General features: G+C 65.3%; 14 protein-coding genes and 1 pseudogene. 9 read left to right on the top strand and 6 right to left on the bottom strand.

Annotated elements, in window-relative coordinates; all coding sequences use genetic code 11:
- Positions 1 to 7 precede the first annotated feature (7 nt).
- Together VQ045_RS15210 and VQ045_RS15205 are read right to left on the bottom strand one after the other, a co-directional pair.
- Positions 8 to 1,714 (bottom strand): SulP family inorganic anion transporter, encoded by a 1,707-nt coding sequence (locus VQ045_RS15210; protein WP_331830690.1) that lies wholly within the window; start codon positions 1,712 to 1,714, stop codon positions 8 to 10.
- A gap of 83 nt (positions 1,715 to 1,797) precedes the next feature.
- The gene (locus VQ045_RS15205; RefSeq protein ID WP_331830689.1) at positions 1,798 to 2,058 is read right to left on the bottom strand and encodes a helix-turn-helix domain-containing protein; all 261 of its coding nucleotides are present in this window, start codon (positions 2,056 to 2,058) and stop codon (positions 1,798 to 1,800) included.
- A 293-nt stretch (positions 2,059 to 2,351) separates the two neighbouring features.
- Between VQ045_RS15205 and VQ045_RS15200 the strand changes: the two genes are divergently transcribed.
- The 9 genes and pseudogenes from VQ045_RS15200 to VQ045_RS15160 all read left to right on the top strand — a co-directional run bounded on the left by VQ045_RS15200 (position 2,352) and on the right by VQ045_RS15160 (position 11,321).
- Complete coding sequence (locus tag VQ045_RS15200; RefSeq protein ID WP_442879880.1) at positions 2,352 to 4,613, top strand: primosomal protein N'; 2,262 nt, start codon at positions 2,352 to 2,354, stop codon at positions 4,611 to 4,613.
- Between the two features lie 43 nt (positions 4,614 to 4,656).
- Positions 4,657 to 5,226, top strand: a complete 570-nt coding sequence (locus VQ045_RS15195) for a hypothetical protein (protein WP_327622956.1) — start codon at positions 4,657 to 4,659, stop codon at positions 5,224 to 5,226.
- Between the two features lie 134 nt (positions 5,227 to 5,360).
- Positions 5,361 to 5,756, top strand: a complete 396-nt coding sequence (locus VQ045_RS15190) for an AGROH133_08824 family phage infection protein (RefSeq protein WP_327622957.1) — start codon at positions 5,361 to 5,363, stop codon at positions 5,754 to 5,756.
- Positions 5,757 to 6,004: 248 nt separating this feature from the next.
- Entirely contained in the window at positions 6,005 to 6,565 is a 561-nt protein-coding gene (locus VQ045_RS15185) for a F0F1 ATP synthase subunit delta (RefSeq protein ID WP_327622958.1), read from the top strand.
- The gene (gene atpA / locus VQ045_RS15180) at positions 6,565 to 8,094 is read left to right on the top strand and encodes a F0F1 ATP synthase subunit alpha (RefSeq protein ID WP_327622959.1); all 1,530 of its coding nucleotides are present in this window, start codon (positions 6,565 to 6,567) and stop codon (positions 8,092 to 8,094) included. Before VQ045_RS15185 ends, atpA begins: the two co-directional genes overlap by 1 nt.
- A 70-nt stretch (positions 8,095 to 8,164) precedes the next feature.
- A complete protein-coding gene (locus VQ045_RS15175; RefSeq protein WP_327649294.1) occupies positions 8,165 to 9,040 on the top strand; it encodes a F0F1 ATP synthase subunit gamma in 876 nt (291 codons plus the stop codon).
- A 40-nt stretch (positions 9,041 to 9,080) separates the two neighbouring features.
- Positions 9,081 to 10,517 (top strand): annotated as a pseudogene (gene atpD / locus VQ045_RS15170) (F0F1 ATP synthase subunit beta); the annotation flags it as partial.
- Between the two features lie 126 nt (positions 10,518 to 10,643).
- The gene (locus VQ045_RS15165) at positions 10,644 to 10,907 is read left to right on the top strand and encodes a hypothetical protein (RefSeq protein WP_327622961.1); all 264 of its coding nucleotides are present in this window, start codon (positions 10,644 to 10,646) and stop codon (positions 10,905 to 10,907) included.
- Between the two features lie 9 nt (positions 10,908 to 10,916).
- Positions 10,917 to 11,321 (top strand): F0F1 ATP synthase subunit epsilon, encoded by a 405-nt coding sequence (locus VQ045_RS15160; protein ID WP_331830687.1) that lies wholly within the window; start codon positions 10,917 to 10,919, stop codon positions 11,319 to 11,321.
- Positions 11,322 to 11,468: 147 nt separating this feature from the next.
- On the opposite strand, the gene VQ045_RS15155 is transcribed toward VQ045_RS15160, so the two are convergent.
- The 4 genes from VQ045_RS15155 to VQ045_RS15140 form a co-directional block, all read right to left on the bottom strand.
- Positions 11,469 to 11,993 carry an RNA pyrophosphohydrolase gene (locus VQ045_RS15155; protein ID WP_331830686.1) on the bottom strand — a complete coding sequence of 175 codons (525 nt, stop codon included), beginning with the start codon at positions 11,991 to 11,993 and terminating at the stop codon, positions 11,469 to 11,471.
- Positions 11,994 to 12,094: 101 nt separating this feature from the next.
- Complete coding sequence (locus VQ045_RS15150; protein ID WP_331830685.1) at positions 12,095 to 13,252, bottom strand: divergent polysaccharide deacetylase family protein; 1,158 nt, start codon at positions 13,250 to 13,252, stop codon at positions 12,095 to 12,097.
- Between the two features lie 174 nt (positions 13,253 to 13,426).
- A complete protein-coding gene (locus tag VQ045_RS15145) occupies positions 13,427 to 14,767 on the bottom strand; it encodes a S41 family peptidase (protein WP_327649982.1) in 1,341 nt (446 codons plus the stop codon).
- Entirely contained in the window at positions 14,757 to 16,454 is a 1,698-nt protein-coding gene (locus VQ045_RS15140) for a murein hydrolase activator EnvC family protein (RefSeq protein ID WP_331830684.1), read from the bottom strand. The genes VQ045_RS15145 and VQ045_RS15140 overlap by 11 nt, the downstream gene beginning before the upstream one ends.
- Between the last annotated feature and the right edge of the window lie 1,494 nt (positions 16,455 to 17,948).

The following is a 17,948-nucleotide window of genomic DNA, read 5'->3' as shown; positions in this document are numbered from 1 at the left end:
GACCGGGTCATCCCACGCCCTGGCGAACCGTCGCCACGGCCTTGTCGATGGATGACTCGTAGCTCACCAGCGGCGGCTTGATCCCGTGCAGGAAGAGGTCCTTGCGAATTTCGTGCGAAGTGCCGGTCAGCACCACTTTCACCCCCCGCCGGGTGGCCTTGTGGGCCAGCCCCTCCAGCGTGTTGGCCGCGGTGGAATCGAGAAACGGAACCGCCGCGAAGTCGATGATCAGGGCGCGATGCGTGTCGGCGATGCGGTCCAGCACCGAGCCGATCGATGCCGCCGCGCCGAAGAAGAACGCCCCCGAGATCCGGTAGACGACCACGTCGGGGTCCATCGCCGCCGTCTCGTCGTAAGGCGAGCGGCCGCCATTGGCGTCATCGGCCCTGTCCTCGGCGACGAACGGTCCGTGTGTGGCGATCGACGTCGTTTTCGACATGCGGTGAATGAACAGCACCGAACCGAGCGCGAAGCCGACGACGATCGCCTCCGTCAGATCGCGGAAAATCGTCAAAAGGAAGGTCGCCAAGAGCACTGCGGCATCGCCGCGCGAGGCCCGCAGCAGCGTCGCGAAGGCATGTTTTTCGATCATGTTCCAGGCCACGACGGCAAGAACGCCGGCAAGGCTGGCCAAAGGAATGTAGCTGGCGAGCGGCGCGGCAACCAGAATGAAGAGCAGAAGAAAGACGGCATGCAGCATGCCCGCGACAGGTCCGTGCGCGCCGGCGCGCACATTGGTGGCGGTACGGGCAATCGTGCCGGTGACGCAAATACCGCCGAAGAGGCCCGAGGCGACGTTGGCCACGCCTTGCGCGACCAATTCGCAGTTCGATCGATGGCGGCGACCGGTCATTCCGTCCGCGACGACAGCCGACAGCAAGGATTCGATAGAGCCGAGGAGCGTGAACGCCACGGCGCTCGGCAGCACGGCCTGGATTTTGGCGAACGTGAATTCCGGCAATGACGGCAGCGGCAAGGTGCTGGGAATGCCTCCGAAGGCGGTGCCGATCGTCGACACCGGGAGATGCAACAGACCGGTTGCGGCAGCGGCGGCGACCACCGCGATCAACATCCCCGGCCAATGCGGGCGGGCGCGTTTCAGGCCGGTGATGACAAGGATGGTCGCGGCGGACAGCGCGATCGCTGCAGCATTGACGCTCGGCAGACCGGCCCAGATGACGGGCAGTTTCTCCAGTAGTGGCCCGGGCTCGTCGCCCAGTGTGAGACCGAGAAGATCCTTGATCTGGCTGGCGAAGATGATCACGGCTATGCCGGCCGTGAAGCCGACGGTGACCGGATAGGGTATGAACTTGATGTAGGTGCCGAACCGCAGCAAGCCCACCGCCATCAGCATCACGCCGGACAGGATCGTGGCCAGGAGCAGCCCGTCCATGCCATGCAGTTGGACGGTCGTGGCTACCAGCACGATGAACGCGCCGGCGGGACCGCCGACCTGAAAGCGGCTGCCGCCGAGGGCCGAGACCAGAAAGCCGCCGATGATCGCCGTATAGAGCCCCTGCGCCGGCGAGGCGCCCGACGCGATGGCGATCGCCATCGACAACGGCAGGGCGACGATCGCCACCGTCAGTCCGGCGATGGCATCGGATCGGAACTGCGTAAGGCCGTATCCCTCGCGCAGGACGGTGATGAGTTTGGGCGTGAAGAGCGCGACAAAGCTCGCGTTGGACGTCGGGGTCCGAATTGAGGGTCTCATGTCCATGATGTCCGGCGGCCTTGGAAAAAGGCGGCGGGATCGTCGGCATCAGTCGTCGGTCGCCGTCGCGTTCGTTGCTCGTTTCAGCTTCGCGGTTTCGGCACCTTCAGCCGAACCCCCCGGCCCGACGAGACACTCTGGGCGTTTTCGCCGATCAACTCGATTCCGGCGCGGTCGAGCGCCTCGACGACCTTCGTCAGACTCTCGACGACACCGCGAACATTGCCCTGACTGGCCTCCATCCGCTGGATGGTGGGCACCGATACGCCGGCCAGTTCCGCCAATGTCTTCTGATCGATGCCCAGAAGCGCCCGGGCGGCGCGCAGTTGTGAGGCCGTGATCATGAATCATTCTGCCGAGGCTCGGATGGGTCAATCGATACCTACACAATGCACACTGATATTTCAAGCATCATTATTGGCGCTTCATATGCTATCAACGTATCCCTCGCCGCCACGGCAGATGCGCACTCAGACTGCGGCGGACGGAGCGCAAAATACCGCTGATGGAATGCGGCGGAGGCCCTGCGCATCATCGCCTGCCTCAAGGCCGCGGATCGGGCAATCTGGTCCGCGGCTGCCGCCAGACCGCACCATCGCTTTCGGCCATCCGCCCGACTTCGTAGACTCGCCAATCCATGCGCGATTCGGTTCCGCTCCTCGCAAGCGGCCAAATCCGGTCCCTGCCCTCCCCCGGAGCCCCCCTTTTGTCCCAGACCGGCCAGCTCTTTGAAACGCGCGTCGTGCCGGTCCTCGTCCCGCTACCGGCCGAGCGGCCCTATTCCTATGCTGTGCCGGACGGGATGAAGGTCGCGCCGGGGTCGATCGTGCAGGTGCCGCTCGGCCCCCGGCAGGTGGCCGGTGTCGTCTGGGACGGGGCGACCGACCGGGTCGACGCCAAGAAGCTCCGGCCGATCACCCGCGCCTTCGACTGCCCGCCGCTCGACGCCACGATGCGCCGCTTCGTCGACTGGGTCGCCGACTACACGCTGTCGCCGCCGGGGCTTGTGGTGCGCATGGCGCTGAGGGCGCCGGCGGCGTTCGACCCGGAAGCCTGGATTGAGGGGATCGAAGCGACCGGCGCTTCTCCGGACCGCATGACCGTCGCGCGCGAGCGGGTGCTAGCCGCGGCTGGCGAGGCGCCGGCCTGGTCGCGCTCGGGGCTCGCCCACGCGGCGGGGGTGACGCCGTCGGTGGTCGACGGGCTGATCAAACAGGGCAGTTTTCGCGGCGTCCGCCTGCCGCCGCCGCCGGCGGTGGCGGCGCCCGATACGGGCTACGGCCGGGCCGAACTCAACGCCGACCAGCGCGCGGGGGCGGACAGTCTCGCCGCGAGCGTGGCAAAGGGCGGCTTTTCCACGACGCTGCTCGAGGGCGTCACCGGCTCGGGCAAGACGGAGGTCTATTTCGAGGCGGTGGCGCGCGCCCTGGACCTGGGCCAACAGGTGCTGATCCTGTTGCCCGAAATCGCGCTGACCCAGAGCTTCATCGACCGCTTCCACGCACGCTTCGGCGCGCCGCCGGCCGAATGGCACTCGGACGTCGCCCCGCGCCAGCGCGAGAAGATCTGGCGGCAGGTCGTGGAAGGACGGGTGAAGGTCGTGGCCGGAGCGCGCTCGGCGCTGTTCCTGCCGTTCCAGAACCTCGGGCTGATCATCGTCGACGAGGAGCACGACCCGGCCTACAAGCAGGAGGAGCGCACCTTCTACCACGCGCGCGACATGGCGGTGGTGCGCGGCTCGCTCGGTGGGTTTCCGGTGATCCTGGCATCGGCGACGCCGTCGGTGGAAACGCGGGTCAACGCCGCGTCCGGGCGCTACGGCCATGTGCGGCTCGCAGGACGCTTCGCCGAAGCCGCGATGCCAGATCTGTCCCTGATCGACATGCGTGCCGCGCCGCCGCCGCGCGGGCGCTTCGTCTCGCCGGTGCTCGGACGGGCGATCGCCGACACGATCGCGCGCGGCGAACAGGCGCTCTTGTTCCTCAACCGGCGGGGCTACGCGCCGCTGACGCTCTGCCGGGTCTGTGGCCACCGCTTCCAGTGCCCGGACTGCTCGACCTGGCTGGTCGACCACCGGCTGCGCGGCCAGTTGCAATGCCACCATTGCGGCTTCGCTGTGCCCCGGCCCGAGGCTTGCCCGGAATGCGGCACGCTCGATCACCTCGTCGCCTGTGGCCCCGGCGTGGAACGAATCGCCGAGGAGATGCTGACGGATTTTCCCGAGGCGCGGACGATTCTGCTCTCCTCCGACCTTCCCGGCGGCGCGAGGCGGCTCAGGCGCGAACTCGACGCCATCGCCGACGGCGAGGCCGATATCGTCATCGGCACGCAGTTGGTCGCCAAGGGGCATCATTTTCCGATGATGACGCTGGTCGGCGCGATCGACGCCGATCTCGGCCTCGCCAATGGCGACCCGCGCGCCGCCGAACGGACCTTCCAGCTCTTGCACCAGGTGACCGGCCGTGCGGGCCGCAGCGGCGGCCGGGCCAGCCGCGGGCTGATCCAGACATTCCAGCCGGAGCACCCGGTGATGCAGGCGATCGCGTCCGGCGACGCCAGCCGCTTCTACGAGCGCGAGATCGCCGAACGCGAACGCACGAGTCTGCCGCCTTTCGGGCGACTTGCCAGCGTCATCGTCTCGGCGAATAGCCGCAAGGAGGCAGAGGAGCATGCCCGCTCGCTCAGACGGGCGGCGGCCGAGGACGGCGACATCGAGGTTCTGGGCCCGGCCGAGGCGCCGCTGGCGGTGCTGCGCGGCCGGCATCGGTTCCGGCTGCTCGTTCACGGGACACGCCGCTCACCGATCCAGGCGTTCCTGCGCGCCATGGTCGCTGCTGCGCCCCGCCCGCGTGGCTCAGTTCAGGTGCAGATCGACGTGGACCCGCAGAGCTTTCTGTGAGAAAGCCTCTGGCAAAGGGGTATGATGGACGGGGAGACGACGGATGCAGGCGCTGTTGAAATATCTCGTGGCCGGGGCGGCCATGAGCGTGCTCGCGAGTTATTCGGCCATGGCTCAGGACAAAGCGGGCGGAACCTCGCTCCCGACTTCCCCCTTCGCATCGACGACGCCGGGTCAGGCACCGACTGCGAACGCCTCCCCCGACACGCCCACAGGCCTCGAACTGGGTCTCCTCGACTGGTCCCCCATCCCGACGCGCTGTGCCTTCGTCGATCCCGACAAGTCCGTCAAGCCGAGCACGGAGACCACGTTCGAGCCGTTCGTTTTCCTGACCATGACCCAAAGCGGCAGCGGGACAACGGTCGGACCGGAGCGTGGCTACGTCATGGCGAACGGCCTGGTGCGCGAACTCGAAAAGGGCAAGACGGCGCCGAACAAGGACGGCCAGGTGGTCACCGTCTGGCGCTCGGCGGGCGAGCCGCGCATCAACGTCAACATCGTCCTGGCGGACGCGCGCCAGGAGAACGGCACGACCCGCTATTCCGGGTCGATGACCCTTTTTTGGGGCGACAAGAAAGAATCGGTGGCGATCACCGGCAGCTGCGAGAATTGAGCGGCGGCAAGCGCGGCCTGCCGCTTTGCGGCCTGTCTTTCGCCTCGCCGAACCTCAGCCTATAAGGCGCCCGTCCTGATTCCCGCGCGGCACGCCCTCGACTGCCGCCACCTGCCCTCGCCGATGGAGCTTCGATGGACTTCGCGCTGCCGCAAACCAACGCCGACATGCTGCCGTTCGCGGCCGCGTGCGTCACCGTCCTGTTCGGCCTCGTCGCCTTGTTCGCACCGCGAATCACGCTTCGCGCTCTCAGGCTGGAAACCAGCCCGCGCCATCCCGAAGCCCTGTCCGAATCGCGGGCGACCATCGCCGGCTTCTGGCTCGGCGTCGGCATCGTCACGCTGCTCCTCTACAATCAGCCCTTCGTCCAGATGACGCTGGGTGCGGGTTGGCTGTTCACCGGTTTCGGCCGACTGGTCTCGATCCTCTCGGACCGCGGGTCGACCGCCTATAATTGGCTGATGTTTTTTCTGGCTCTTGCTCTGGCGGCCGCGGCTCTCGCTCCCGTATTCGGCATGGTGGCGAATTAGCCGCGGGCGAGCGCTCCGCACCGGCGGCAAATCAGCGCAAATAGGACGATGCTTTGACAAAAGCTGTCGCCAAAGCGTGTTGTCGCCGGCAAAACCCTATGCTAGACGGACCCAGTCTTCGGAAGGGCTTTTGCGGCCCGGTCGCGCGCCTTCCGTCAATCATTTAACGGCTTCAAGGATTTGGGGCGCTCTCGCTTCAGAGGCGCAACGAATGCCTTGAACGAAACCCGAAAGAGAAACGGTCGTCCGTGGCACAATCATCCTCTCCCGTTTCGGGGGTCGCAGACCGCTACGCCCAATCGCTCTTCGATCTCGCCCGCGATGACGGCGCGATCGAGACGGTCGAATCCGAGCTCGTGGCGTTTCAAAAACTGATCGACGACAATGCGGATTTCCGCCGGCTCGTCGAAAGCCCGGTCTTCTCCTCGGACGACCAGATGAAGGCGATCGACGCCATCGTTGGCGAGGTGAAGCCGAGCGAACTGACCGGCAACTTCCTGCGGGTCGTCGCGTCGAATCGCCGCCTCTTCGTCCTGCCGGGCATCATCCGCGGCTTTCGCCAGTATGCGGCCGAGCATCGCGGCGAAATCGCGGCGTCGGTGACCAGTGCCCACAAGCTGTCGGCCGCCCAGCGCAAGGAACTTGCCGAGGCTCTCGGCTCCTACGCCGGCAAGACCGTAACCATGACCGAGAGTGTCGATTCCACGATCCTCGGCGGGCTGATCGTCAAGATCGGATCGCGCCAGATCGACACCTCGCTTCGTACCAAACTCAATTCGCTTAAGCTTGCACTGAAAGAGGTCGGCTGATGGACATCCGCGCCGCGGAAATTTCCGCAATCCTCAAGAAGCAGATCAAGAACTTCGGCTCGGAGGCGGAAGTCTCGGAAGTCGGCCAGGTTCTTTCGGTCGGCGACGGCATCGCGCGCGTCTACGGGCTCGACAATTGCCAGGCCGGCGAGATGGTCGAATTCCCCGGCGGAATTCAGGGCATGGCCCTGAATCTGGAAGAGGACAATGTCGGCGTCGTGATCTTCGGCTCCGACCGGGCGATCAAGGAAGGCGACACCGTCAAGCGCACCGGCAACATCGTCGAGGTGCCGACGGGCAAGGGCCTGCTGGGACGCGTCGTCGACGGTCTCGGCAACCCGATCGACGGCAAGGGCCCGATCGAGGGTGCCGAGCAGCGTCGCGTCGACGTCAAGGCGCCGGGCATCATCCCGCGCAAGTCGGTGCATGAGCCGATGTCGACCGGCCTGAAGGCCATCGACGCGCTGATCCCGATCGGTCGCGGCCAGCGCGAGCTGGTCATCGGCGACCGCCAGACCGGCAAGACCGCGATCCTGCTCGATACCTTCCTCAACCAGAAGCCGGCGCATGACGAGAACCGCGAGAGCGACAAGCTCTATTGCATCTACGTCGCTGTCGGCCAGAAACGCTCCACAGTCGCACAGTTCGTGCGCACGCTCGAAGAGCGCGGGGCCATGGAGTATTCCATCGTCGTCGCCGCCACCGCGTCGGACCCGGCCCCGATGCAGTACATCGCGCCGTTCACCGGCTGCGCCATGGGCGAATATTTCCGCGATAACGGCATGCACGCCGTGATCGCCTATGACGATCTGTCCAAGCAGGCCGTCTCCTACCGCCAGATGTCGCTGCTGCTGCGCCGTCCGCCAGGACGCGAAGCCTATCCGGGCGACGTCTTCTATCTGCATTCGCGGCTCTTGGAGCGCGCCGCCAAGCTGAGCGAAGCGCACGGCGCCGGCTCGCTCACAGCACTGCCGGTCATCGAGACCCAGGCCGGTGACGTGTCGGCCTATATCCCTACCAACGTGATCTCGATCACCGACGGCCAGATCTTCCTCGAGACCACCCTGTTTTTCCAGGGTATCCGTCCCGCTGTGAACGTCGGCCTCTCGGTGAGCCGCGTCGGCTCGGCCGCCCAGATCAAGGCGATGAAACAGGTCGCCGGTTCGATTAAGGGCGAGCTCGCGCAGTACCGCGAAATGGCGGCTTTCGCGCAGTTCGGCTCCGATCTCGACGCCGCGACCCAGCGCCTGCTCAATCGCGGCGCTCGTCTGACGGAGCTGTTGAAGCAGCCGCAGTTCTCGCCGCTGAAGACCGAAGAGCAGGTGGCGGTGATCTTTGCCGGCACCCAGGGCTATCTCGACAAGCTTCGGGTCAATCAGGTCAGCGATTTCGAGCAGGGCCTGCTCAACGCGCTGCGGAGCGATCACAAGGATCTGCTCGACCGGATCGCGCAGGAAAAGGCGCTTTCGGACGAAATTCGCGAGAACTTGAAGTCGGCGATCGATTCATTCGCCAAGAGCTTCGCCTGAGTCACGAAAACGCGCATAAGCCGCGCCCCTCAGCGGGCGTGGCCGAGCTAGCGGGAGACAGCGCCAAGCCATGGCATCTCTGAAGGATCTGCGAAACCGCATTGCGTCGGTCAAATCTACGCAGAAAATCACCAAGGCCATGCAGATGGTCGCGGCGGCGAAGCTGCGCCGTGCCGAGGAGGCCGCGCAAGCCGCGCGCCCCTATGCCGACCGTATGGCCGCGGTGCTCGCCAACATTTCCGGCGCCATGGAGGGCGACGGCCTGCCGCTGATGGTCGGGACCGGCAAGGACGACGTCCATCTTCTGGTCGTCTTCACAGCCGATCGCGGCCTTTGCGGTGGCTTCAACGCGTCGATCGTCAAGCTTGCCCGGATCCACCAGCGCAAGCTGGAAGGCCAGGGCAAGACGGTGAAGTTCGTGGTCGTCGGCAAGAAGGGCTGGGACCTGATGCGCCGCGACCTGTCGTCGAAGGTCGTCGAGCGCACCGATCTGCGTGAGGCCAAACAGGTCGGTTTCGAACATGCCGAGGCGATCGGACAGACGATCATCGACCTGTTCGAGAAGGGCGAGTTCGACGTTTGCTCGATTTTCTTTTCCGAGTTCGAGAACGTCATGACCCAGACGCCGACCAGGCAGCAGGTGATCCCGGCCGCGCTCGCCGAGGATGACGCCAATCTGGCCGGCGAAGCGACCGTCTACGAGTACGAGCCGGAGCCCGGCGCGATTCTCGAGGATCTGATCCCACGCAACATCAAGGTTCAGGTGTTGCATGCGCTGCTGGAAAATGCCGCCTCCGAACAAGGCGCGCGCATGTCGGCGATGGACAACGCGACCCGCAATGCCGGCGACATGATCGACCGCCTGTCGATTTCCTACAACCGGCAGCGGCAAGCGCAGATCACGACGGAACTGGTCGAAATCATTTCGGGCGCCGAGGCGCTCTAAAGTATCTAAGAGGAGGCCTCCGATGGCTGACAACGTAAACATTTCCGGCGCGACCGGCCGCGTCGCCCAGGTCATCGGCGCCGTCGTCGACGTCGAATTCGACGGCGATTTGCCGGCGATCCTGAACGCGCTGGAATGCGACAACAACGGCATGCGCCTGGTGCTCGAGGTTGCCCAGCACCTTGGACAGAACACCGTGCGTACCATCGCCATGGATCTGACCGAAGGTCTGGTCCGCGGCCAGCCGGTGAAAGACACCGGCGGCCCGATCGAGGTTCCGGTCGGTGACGGCACGCTCGGCCGCATCATGAACGTCATCGGCGAGCCGATCGACGAGGTCGGTCCGATCCAGTACGAGATGAAGCGCGGCATCCACCAGGACGCGCCGCCCTATATCGAACAGTCGCCGGAATCGCAGATCCTGGTGACCGGCATCAAGGTCATCGACCTTCTCGCGCCTTACGCCCGCGGCGGCAAGATCGGCCTGTTCGGCGGCGCCGGCGTCGGCAAGACCGTTCTGATCCAGGAACTGATCAACAACGTCGCCAAGGCGCATGGTGGCTACTCCGTCTTCGCCGGCGTCGGCGAGCGGACCCGCGAGGGCAACGATCTCTATCACGAGATGATCGAGTCCGGCGTCAACAAGGACCCGCACCAGAACAACGGCTCGGCCGAAGGCTCCAAGGCCGCCCTCGTCTACGGCCAGATGAACGAGCCTCCCGGAGCCCGTGCCCGCGTCGCGCTCACCGGCCTGACCATCGCCGAGCATTTTCGCGATCAGGGCCAGGACGTGTTGTTCTTCGTCGACAACATCTTCCGCTTCACCCAGGCCGGCTCGGAAGTGTCGGCGCTGCTCGGCCGCATTCCCTCTGCCGTGGGCTATCAGCCGACGCTGGCGACCGACATGGGCCAGATGCAGGAACGCATCACCACGACCACCAAGGGTTCGATCACTTCGGTGCAGGCCATCTACGTGCCTGCCGACGATCTGACCGATCCGGCCCCGGCGACCTCCTTCGCCCATCTGGATGCGACGACCGTTCTGAACCGCGCGATCTCGGAAAAGGGCATCTACCCGGCCGTCGATCCGCTGGATTCAAACTCGCGCATGCTGTCCCCGATGATCATCGGCGAGGAGCATTACGGCGTGGCGCGGCAGGTTCAGGAGGTTCTGCAGAAATACAAGTCGCTGCAGGACATCATCGCCATTCTCGGCATGGACGAGTTGTCGGAAGAGGACAAGGTGACGGTGGCGCGCGCCCGCAAGATCGAGCGCTTCCTGTCGCAACCCTTCTTCGTCGCCGAAGTGTTCACCGGCGCGCCCGGCCAGCTGGTCCCGCTCGAAGACACGATCAAGTCGTTCAAGGGTCTGGTCAATGGCGAGTACGACCATTTGCCGGAAGCCGCCTTCTACATGGTCGGCTCGATCGAGATGGCGGTCGAGAAGGCGCAGAAGCTGGCCGCCGAAGCGGCTTGACCGTTGTTTACTCGATCACCAGGGCCCCTCGTCGGAGCGGTTGTTGCTCTTCTCTTGATTTCCGACTGGGTTCTGCCGGCGACCACACGAGCTGACACCACGCAGGATCTGGCTCGGGAGGCCGGATTGACGAAGATGCAGATGGACGCGATCTTTGATCAGGGAGTGGTCAGCGGAACCGCCAACGCCTGCGGTCTTGATTGGACTCGTTTGAGTTTCAGCCCGTTGATGGCCTACTGGCGGGACAAAGGGAAAACCGAGCAGCAGATGGCTGTGATCGCCGCGTGGCATGGTGCTGGCCAAGGGGTGGCTGAGTCCAAGTTCAAGGAACAACCTTGTACCGAGAGGGCGCGCCGTGAGATCAAAGCACGCCTTCCATTCCGACCTTAAAGGGGCACCATGTCCGATAGTTTTCAGTTCGAACTCGTCTCTCCCGAGCGCCTGCTGCTGTCTGAAGCGGTGACGGCCGTCAACGTGCCCGGCACCGAAGGCTATTTCACCGTCATGGCCAAGCACGCGCCACTGATGACGACGCTGAAGCCCGGCGTCGTGGTGGCAACGCTGGAAGGTGGCTCCGAGCAGAAAATCTTCGTGCTCGGTGGCTTCGCCGACGTCAACCAGAACAGCTTCACGCTGCTGGCCGAGCGCGCCACCCGTGTCGAGGATCTCGACGCGGCCGAGCTCGACCAGCAGATCAAGAACGCCGAGGAAGACGTCGCCGACGCCAAGACGCCCGAGGCCAAGGCGAAGGCCGAGCATGCCCTCGACCAGCTCCGCGAAGCGCGGGTCGCCGTCGGGATGTAATCCCGCCCACGCGCTTGTTATCGAAGATTCTGAAAGGCCGGTGTTTCGCCGGCCTTTTGCTTTTCCGGGCGCGCGTGCAGCCTGGACCGACCATCGGTGGCCTCGCCTCGCCTCTCCGATGCCGAAAGCCTCGAAGACGCGATTCGGTCAGCCCGCCGGTGCATTCTCCAAATGCCGAAACGCCGCGACCACCCGTTCATAGACGCCGCGCTTGAACGGCACGATCAGGTCCAAGAGTTCGCCCATCGGCTTCCACGCCCATTGGTCGAATTCGGCACTGTGCCCGCCGGGCGGCGGATTGATGGCAATCTCGCTGTCGTCGCCTTCGAAGCGGAAGGCGAACCAGCGCTGGGTCTGGCCCCGATAGCGACCCTTGAGGGCGACGCCGACGAGCTCGGGTGGCAGGTCGTAGTCGATCCAGTCGGGCGCCTCGCCGAGCAGCGCGACGGAGCGCATGCCGGTTTCCTCGTAGAGTTCCCGGCGCGCCGCCTCCAGCGGGTCCTCGCCCTTGTCGATGCCGCCTTGCGGCATCTGCCAAAGCTGCGTCGCCCCGGTCATCTCGCCCTTGTCCACCATCATCCGGCGGCCGGACCAGACCAGTCCGTCGCGGTTGAGCACCATGACGCCGACGCAAGGGCGATAGGGAAGATTGTCGAATGCGATCGGTTTCATGCTGTGCCGTCCCGAGTGTCTGGGGCGCGGATCTCCCCTTCATCGGGTGGTGTTATCGCGCGCTCGGCGACGAGGGCAAGGGCATCGATGGAGCGCGGCGGTCAGCGGCGCTCCGTATCCTCGGCCAACGCGGAGACCGGCACGATCTCGATGCCGCGTCCGCTCGCCTCGGCAATCCATTCGGCAATGACCGCGACCGAGACGTCGAAGGCCGATGCGACGCCGATCGCCGCGCCTTCGGCGCGGGCGATGCGCTCGAGCGTATCCAACTGACGGCGGATGTCGGCCGCGTCCTGAGTCTCGTCGATCATCACGTTCGAGGCAGCGACCGGGACGTTCTGAAGCGTCGCCGTGTCCTTGGCGAGCGACCGCAGCGAGCTGGAATCGTCGAGATACATCAGGCCACGACGACCGAGTTCGGCGATCAGCGGCTCCATCGCCGAGGGATCGCCGGTGAACCGGCCGCCCATGTAGTTCATGATGCCGACATAGTTGGTGATCCGGCCAAGCGAGGCGTACAGCGCATCAAAGCGGCCGGCCGCCGCGTCGGCGACCGTCACGGTATTCTTGCCGGGATCGATCTGCGGATAGCCGATCGGCTCGAGCGGCACCTGCAGCAAAAGCTCGTGCCCTCCCCGCCGCGCGTCCTGCATCCAGCGGTCGAGACTGTTGCCCGCCGGCGCGAAGCCGAGCGTCACCGAGCCCGGCAAGGCGTTCAGGGCGTTCAACGTCCCGGTCTGGCTGATGCCGAGACCACCAACGACAATGGCGATGCGGGCGCCCGGTGTGCCGCTCGAGGATCCGGCATAGACGTCGAACGGCCGCCTGCCATCCGCCCCGCGCGTCGGCAGCGGGCCGTAGGCACTTTCCTCGATGAGATCCGGGTCGGGCAGATGCGCGTCCGAGGGGCGTTGGCGATAGGTGACGGGATCCTCGATGCGGAAGCCGATCCCGCCGCCTTCATGCAGCGCCGGATCGTCCGGGCCCGAGATGACGATGGGCAGCGGCCTCTTCGCCACCGGAGCCGGTGCGGCGATGACCGTCGTCGCAGCGATTTGTTCGGCGGCGATCGGCTGCGATGCTTCAGTGAAATAGTCCGTGACCCGGCGTTCCGGCTGGCCGAGGAGTGCGGTCGTGAGCGAGCCGGCGACGACGAGCGCCGCCAAGGTCAGACCGCCCAGCGTCGACGCCGACGGGCGACGGCGGGCGTTGCCGCCGTCGAGATCGAGACCCAGGGGCTCATAGAGTTCGCCGTGCATTCTTCCCGTCTATCCGGCGAAGCTGGATCGTGGCTCGCGAGCGAGGAACAGGCGACTGCGGTCGAATGGGTTCCGATCACCGCAGGCTGCCATCACTCACGAAAAAGGCCCGGTCATCCGAAGATGGCCGGGCCCTGGTTGCCTATAGCGAGCGTTGGGCTCGCCGCAAAACCGTCAGTTGGCGGCGTTCGCTTCCTGCTTCGGCGGGAACATGGCGTTGGTCTTGACGCCGTTCAGGAGGTCGATCGCGTACTGCATCTGCAGATCGTCCTTCTTCTCCGGCGGCACATAGTCGAGCGAGCCGGAGCCCTGGTCGTCTTCCTCGTTGCCGGTGATGTGACCGCGCAGCGAGGATTCACCACGGGAGATATCCTCCTGCGGATCGAGGCCCATCTGCTCGCGGATTTCCTGCGGCAGCGGCTGCTCGACGCCGATGTCGGGATCGATGCCCCGGCCCTGAATGGAGCGGCCGGACGGCGTGTAGTAGAGCGCCGTCGTCAGGCGCAGCGCGCCGTTGGCGCCGAGCGGGATGATCGTCTGCACCGAGCCCTTGCCGAAGGAGCGCGAGCCGACGACGGTGGCGCGGCGCTGGTCCTGCAACGCGCCGGCAACGATCTCGGACGCCGAGGCCGAGCCGCCATTGACGAGGACGACGAGCGGCTTGCCGTCGATCTCGTCGCCGGTCCGGGCATTGTAGCGCCGGGTCTCGTCGGAGTTACGACCACGGGTGGAGACGATCTCGCCATTGTCGAGGAAGGCGTCGGACACCGACACCGCCTCGTCGAGAAGCCCGCCCGGATTGCGGCGAAGGTCGAGGATGTAGCCCTTGAGCTTGTCCTCACCGACCTGTTCCTTGATGTCGGCGACCGCCGCTTCGAGGCCGATCGTGGTCTGCTCGTTGAACTTCAACAGCTTGATGTAGCCGATATCTCCCTCGACCGAATGACGGACCGAGGGCACCTTGATCTCGTCGCGCGTCACCGTCAGCCGCACCGGCTTGGTCGCGCCCTCGCGGATGATCGTCAGGCTGACGCTGGTGCCGATATCGCCCTTCATCTTCTCGACGGCCTCGCCGAGGGTCAGGCCGCGAACCTGCTCGCCATCGATCTCGGCGATCAGATCGCCGGCCATGACGCCGGCCTTGTCGGCGGGCGTGCCCTCGAAGGGCGACACCACCTTGACGAGTTCGTCCTCCATGGTGACCTCGATGCCGAGACCGCCAAACTGGCCGCGGGTCTCGGTCCGCATGTCCGCCGCTTCCTTGGCGTTCATGTAGCTCGAATGCGGATCGAGCGACGTCAGCATGCCGTTGATCGCGGTTTCGATCAGCTTCTGGTCGTCGGGCTCGTCGACATATTGCGCGCGAACGCGCTCGAACACGTCGCCGAAGATCGCAAGCTGGCGATAGGTATCGGAGCCCGCCGCGTTGGCGGTGCCGGCGTTCTGACTGACGACGGTCATCGCCGTCGCCCCCATCAGCGCCCCGGCGAAGAGTATCGAGAGCTTACGAATCATTCGTCGTCCTTCCAGAGGGTTCGTCCATCCACCAGGCAGACGGATCGACCGGTTTTCCGTCCTTGCGGAATTCGACATAAAGCGCGGGACGGGTCGCACCGAATTCCGCCACCGCGATGCTGGCAACACGTCTTGCGCCCATGACCGCGACGGGCTCGCCCGCCGAAACGAATTGGCCGGTCTCGACGTCGATCCGCTCCATACCGGCGAGCACGACATGATAGCCGTCGCCGGCGTCCAGGATCAAGAGCTGACCATAGGACCGGAACGGCCCGGAATACAAAACCCGACCGTCCGCAGGCGCCGTGACGGCGTCACCTGGCCGCGCCGCGAAGGATGCTCCCGTCGTCTCCCGCCCAATATCGTCTTTCCCGCCGAATCCGATCAGCTGCATGCCAGCCACCGGCTTCGACAAACGGCCTTTCATTGTCGAAAATGCGGCGGCCGGTTCGAGCCGCGCCGCCTCACGACGAAGTGAGGCAATATCGTATTCGGGCGTTGCGTCGGCGGACGGCGCGTCGGCTGGTTGCAACGCGGCGATTTCGACCGCCGCCTCGGCTGCCGGTTCGCTCTCAACCGCCCTATCATCTGGCGCGGCTGTCTCGGCCGCCGGTGGCTCGGCCGTGGCGACGACCGTCTCCGGAACGTCCTCGATCGCGGCCTCCCGCGTCCGCGCCGCTTCGGCGTCGCGGGCCTCGGCCAGCAGCGTTGCCTCAGCCGCGCGCTGCGCGATGACGCGTGCCTCGCGCGTCAGGCGCTCCGCTTCCATGCGCCGGGCCTCCGCCAAGCGCCGGATTTCTACCGCCTGCGCCTTTTCGTCGGCCTGGCGGCGCATCTCCGCAAGGCGCGCGGCGTCCTCGGCGGCCTTGGCGCTGTCGACCTCGTTCTGCAACGAAGCGATCAGGTCTTTCAGGTCCGTCGCCTTTCCGGCGAGGTCGGCCGCCCGCGCGGCTTCGCTTGTTCGCCGCTCGCGGTTCGTCGCTTCGAGCTTTTCCTTCTCGGCGAACAGCCGGGCAAGGCGCGCTTCCTCCTCGCGGTGCCGGGCGACCTGACCGGCAAAGCGTTGCGTTTCGGAGACGATGGCGAGACGAACCGTTCCCAGACGTTCCAGATCGGCGACGAGCCGGTCGGTCTCCTCGCGAATGGCGGGAACGACGGCGCCGAGAAGAATAGCGCTGCGGACCGAACCCAGCGCGTCGCGCGGCTTGACCAGCAGCGCCGGCGGCGGCTTGCGGCCCATGCGCTGCAGCGCCCCGAGCACTTCGGCGAGGACGCCGCGGCGCTCGTTGAGCGAGGCCTTGATCAGCCCCTCCTCACTCGCCAGTTCGTCGACCCGCCCCTCGGTCGCTGCCAGTTCCTCGCTGACCGCCTTCTGGGCGGCGGCGGCATCGATCATCGCCTGGCGAATCCGGTCCCGGTCCTTCGCCAGCGCGTCGATCTCTTCGTCGAGCGAACTGATCGTCTCCCGCGACAACGCGATGGTGTTGGCAACGGCCACGAGATCGGCAGCGGTCTGGCGGCGCTGTTTTTCCAGGATAGTCGAGCGGGCCGTCTGGATCGAGGCGACCTGCATCGAATCGATGGCGGATTCGACGGGTTTGGCTTCGGTTCGAACCGCATCCGGCTGCGCGCCGGACGGAAACGGCAGGAGAACGGCACAGGCGATCGCCGCGGCGCTGATTCGCACGCCTCGTAACCCCCGTCCAGCCTTGCCTGTCCGCCTTTCGACCAAGACCGTTCGTCCTCCGCGATCCAAGTGTCAGGATAGACGAGTCGCGCCATCTCGCATACCGGGAGCCAGCCTAGAATCAGCGACTTAACAATCGATCAACCATCGCCGGCGCGCGGGGGGCTTTCCGCAAAATCCACCGGGCACGCGACAACGCCTCCGCACCCGATCGGGCCGGAGTGGGTTCTCTGTCCCGTCCTTAAGTTTTGCGGCTTAGCCGCTCACTGACGGGGCAGCATTCTCAGTCCCCTCCTTAAGCTTCGCCTTGCGGCTCGCTGAGGGGCCCCTGATGCCGCTTTCTACAAGCGGCGGAACGCCGGAGGCGAACCCTCCGAACTATTTTGTGTAACGGTCCGCCTCCGGCGTTCCGCGCGATGGGTGCCAAGGACACGCACGGGCTCTCGGTTCCCGTGCGTCGCCGCACCATTCGCCTGCCGGCCCGACTTTTCGGCCAGGACCGGACGGGCTGTGGGATGCCGCCGGGAGGAGCACGACCTCCAGGCCGGCGACAGGCCGCCTTCCCCGCAGAACGGAAGGCAGGCGCGGCCGTCACAAGGCCCGGTTCCCGCCGCTCCGGAAGCGGCCGCAACCGGCACCGCCCGCCAGGGATCACTCCCCTTTGGCCCAACGAATGATCCCGGTGATCGTCCGCGCCCGTTCCTTCGACTGGCTCAGGATGGGCCGGCGGTGACGTGATTGTGCGGGAGAGTGCGAGGGGTGGGGAGAAATATTTTTCGTCGGCGCGATTGTCCCGGACGCACGCGGACCCTTCTTACACCGTCGACGATGAGGGCGCCGGCATCCAAACCGCGTCATCCCGGCCTTGAGCCGGGACCCATGCCGCGACTTTTTCCCCATGCTGTCCGTCAACGGATTGGCGGTTCCAGCGGCATGGAGTGGATTCCCGCGCTACGCGCAAGAATGACGATACGTCGGAGCTCGACGTCCACTCCCACTTGCGGGAAGAACGCAATTCATCTGTTTAGCGATAAAAGGAGCTAAACGATAGAAATCGCGAGAGAGTGGGCATTGCTGGCAGCCCGAGCGACTGTCCGTTCGATGGAATGGCAGGCGAAGACTCACGCGTTATCTGCAAGATTAGTGTTCCGCGGAGTGTTCGGTCTCTCGACTACCGCATTCGCGATTAAATCCGATCCGAGTGGCTTCAAGCCACAAAAGTCGGTGGCCTGCCGTTGCGGCGACCAATTCTGTCGAAATCGAGAAAAATTTCCTGAATTCGCTTGCTACCTATGCCCAAGCGTAGAAATATAATCACCCTCAGATATAATATCTTTTGGGGATCATTACCGTTCTCCGTACCATCCACCTAGAGCGAGGCCTTATACCAACGGGAGCGAAGGCCGACTCTTCGGGGATTCCCAAGCTGACAGAATTCTGAATCACTGTGACAAACGGAGGTTTGTCATGGCAGCACCGGTTCCCCTTCACACG

Source organism: Aurantimonas sp. E1-2-R+4, from assembly GCF_036549515.1.
In the GTDB taxonomy this organism is placed as follows: Bacteria; Pseudomonadota; Alphaproteobacteria; order Rhizobiales; family Rhizobiaceae; genus Aurantimonas; species Aurantimonas coralicida_A.
This window is presented reverse-complemented; position numbering and strand designations above follow the sequence as displayed.

What these genes read in the sequence shown, in the direction of transcription:
- VQ045_RS15190 (WP_327622957.1), top strand. Translation starts at nt 5,361, where the DNA reads ATGGACTTCGCGCTGCCGCAAACCAACGCCGACATGCTGCCGTTCGCG.
- VQ045_RS15205 (WP_331830689.1), bottom strand. Translation starts at nt 2,058, where the DNA reads ATGATCACGGCCTCACAACTGCGCGCCGCCCGGGCGCTTCTGGGCATC.
- VQ045_RS15150 (WP_331830685.1), bottom strand. Translation starts at nt 13,252, where the DNA reads ATGCACGGCGAACTCTATGAGCCCCTGGGTCTCGATCTCGACGGCGGC.
- VQ045_RS15175 (WP_327649294.1), top strand. Translation starts at nt 8,165, where the DNA reads ATGGCATCTCTGAAGGATCTGCGAAACCGCATTGCGTCGGTCAAATCT.
- VQ045_RS15195 (WP_327622956.1), top strand. Translation starts at nt 4,657, where the DNA reads ATGCAGGCGCTGTTGAAATATCTCGTGGCCGGGGCGGCCATGAGCGTG.
- atpA (WP_327622959.1), top strand. Translation starts at nt 6,565, where the DNA reads ATGGACATCCGCGCCGCGGAAATTTCCGCAATCCTCAAGAAGCAGATC.
- VQ045_RS15210 (WP_331830690.1), bottom strand. Translation starts at nt 1,714, where the DNA reads ATGAGACCCTCAATTCGGACCCCGACGTCCAACGCGAGCTTTGTCGCG.
- VQ045_RS15145 (WP_327649982.1), bottom strand. Translation starts at nt 14,767, where the DNA reads ATGATTCGTAAGCTCTCGATACTCTTCGCCGGGGCGCTGATGGGGGCG.
- VQ045_RS15160 (WP_331830687.1), top strand. Translation starts at nt 10,917, where the DNA reads ATGTCCGATAGTTTTCAGTTCGAACTCGTCTCTCCCGAGCGCCTGCTG.
- VQ045_RS15200 (WP_442879880.1), top strand. Translation starts at nt 2,352, where the DNA reads ATGCGCGATTCGGTTCCGCTCCTCGCAAGCGGCCAAATCCGGTCCCTG.
- VQ045_RS15155 (WP_331830686.1), bottom strand. Translation starts at nt 11,993, where the DNA reads ATGAAACCGATCGCATTCGACAATCTTCCCTATCGCCCTTGCGTCGGC.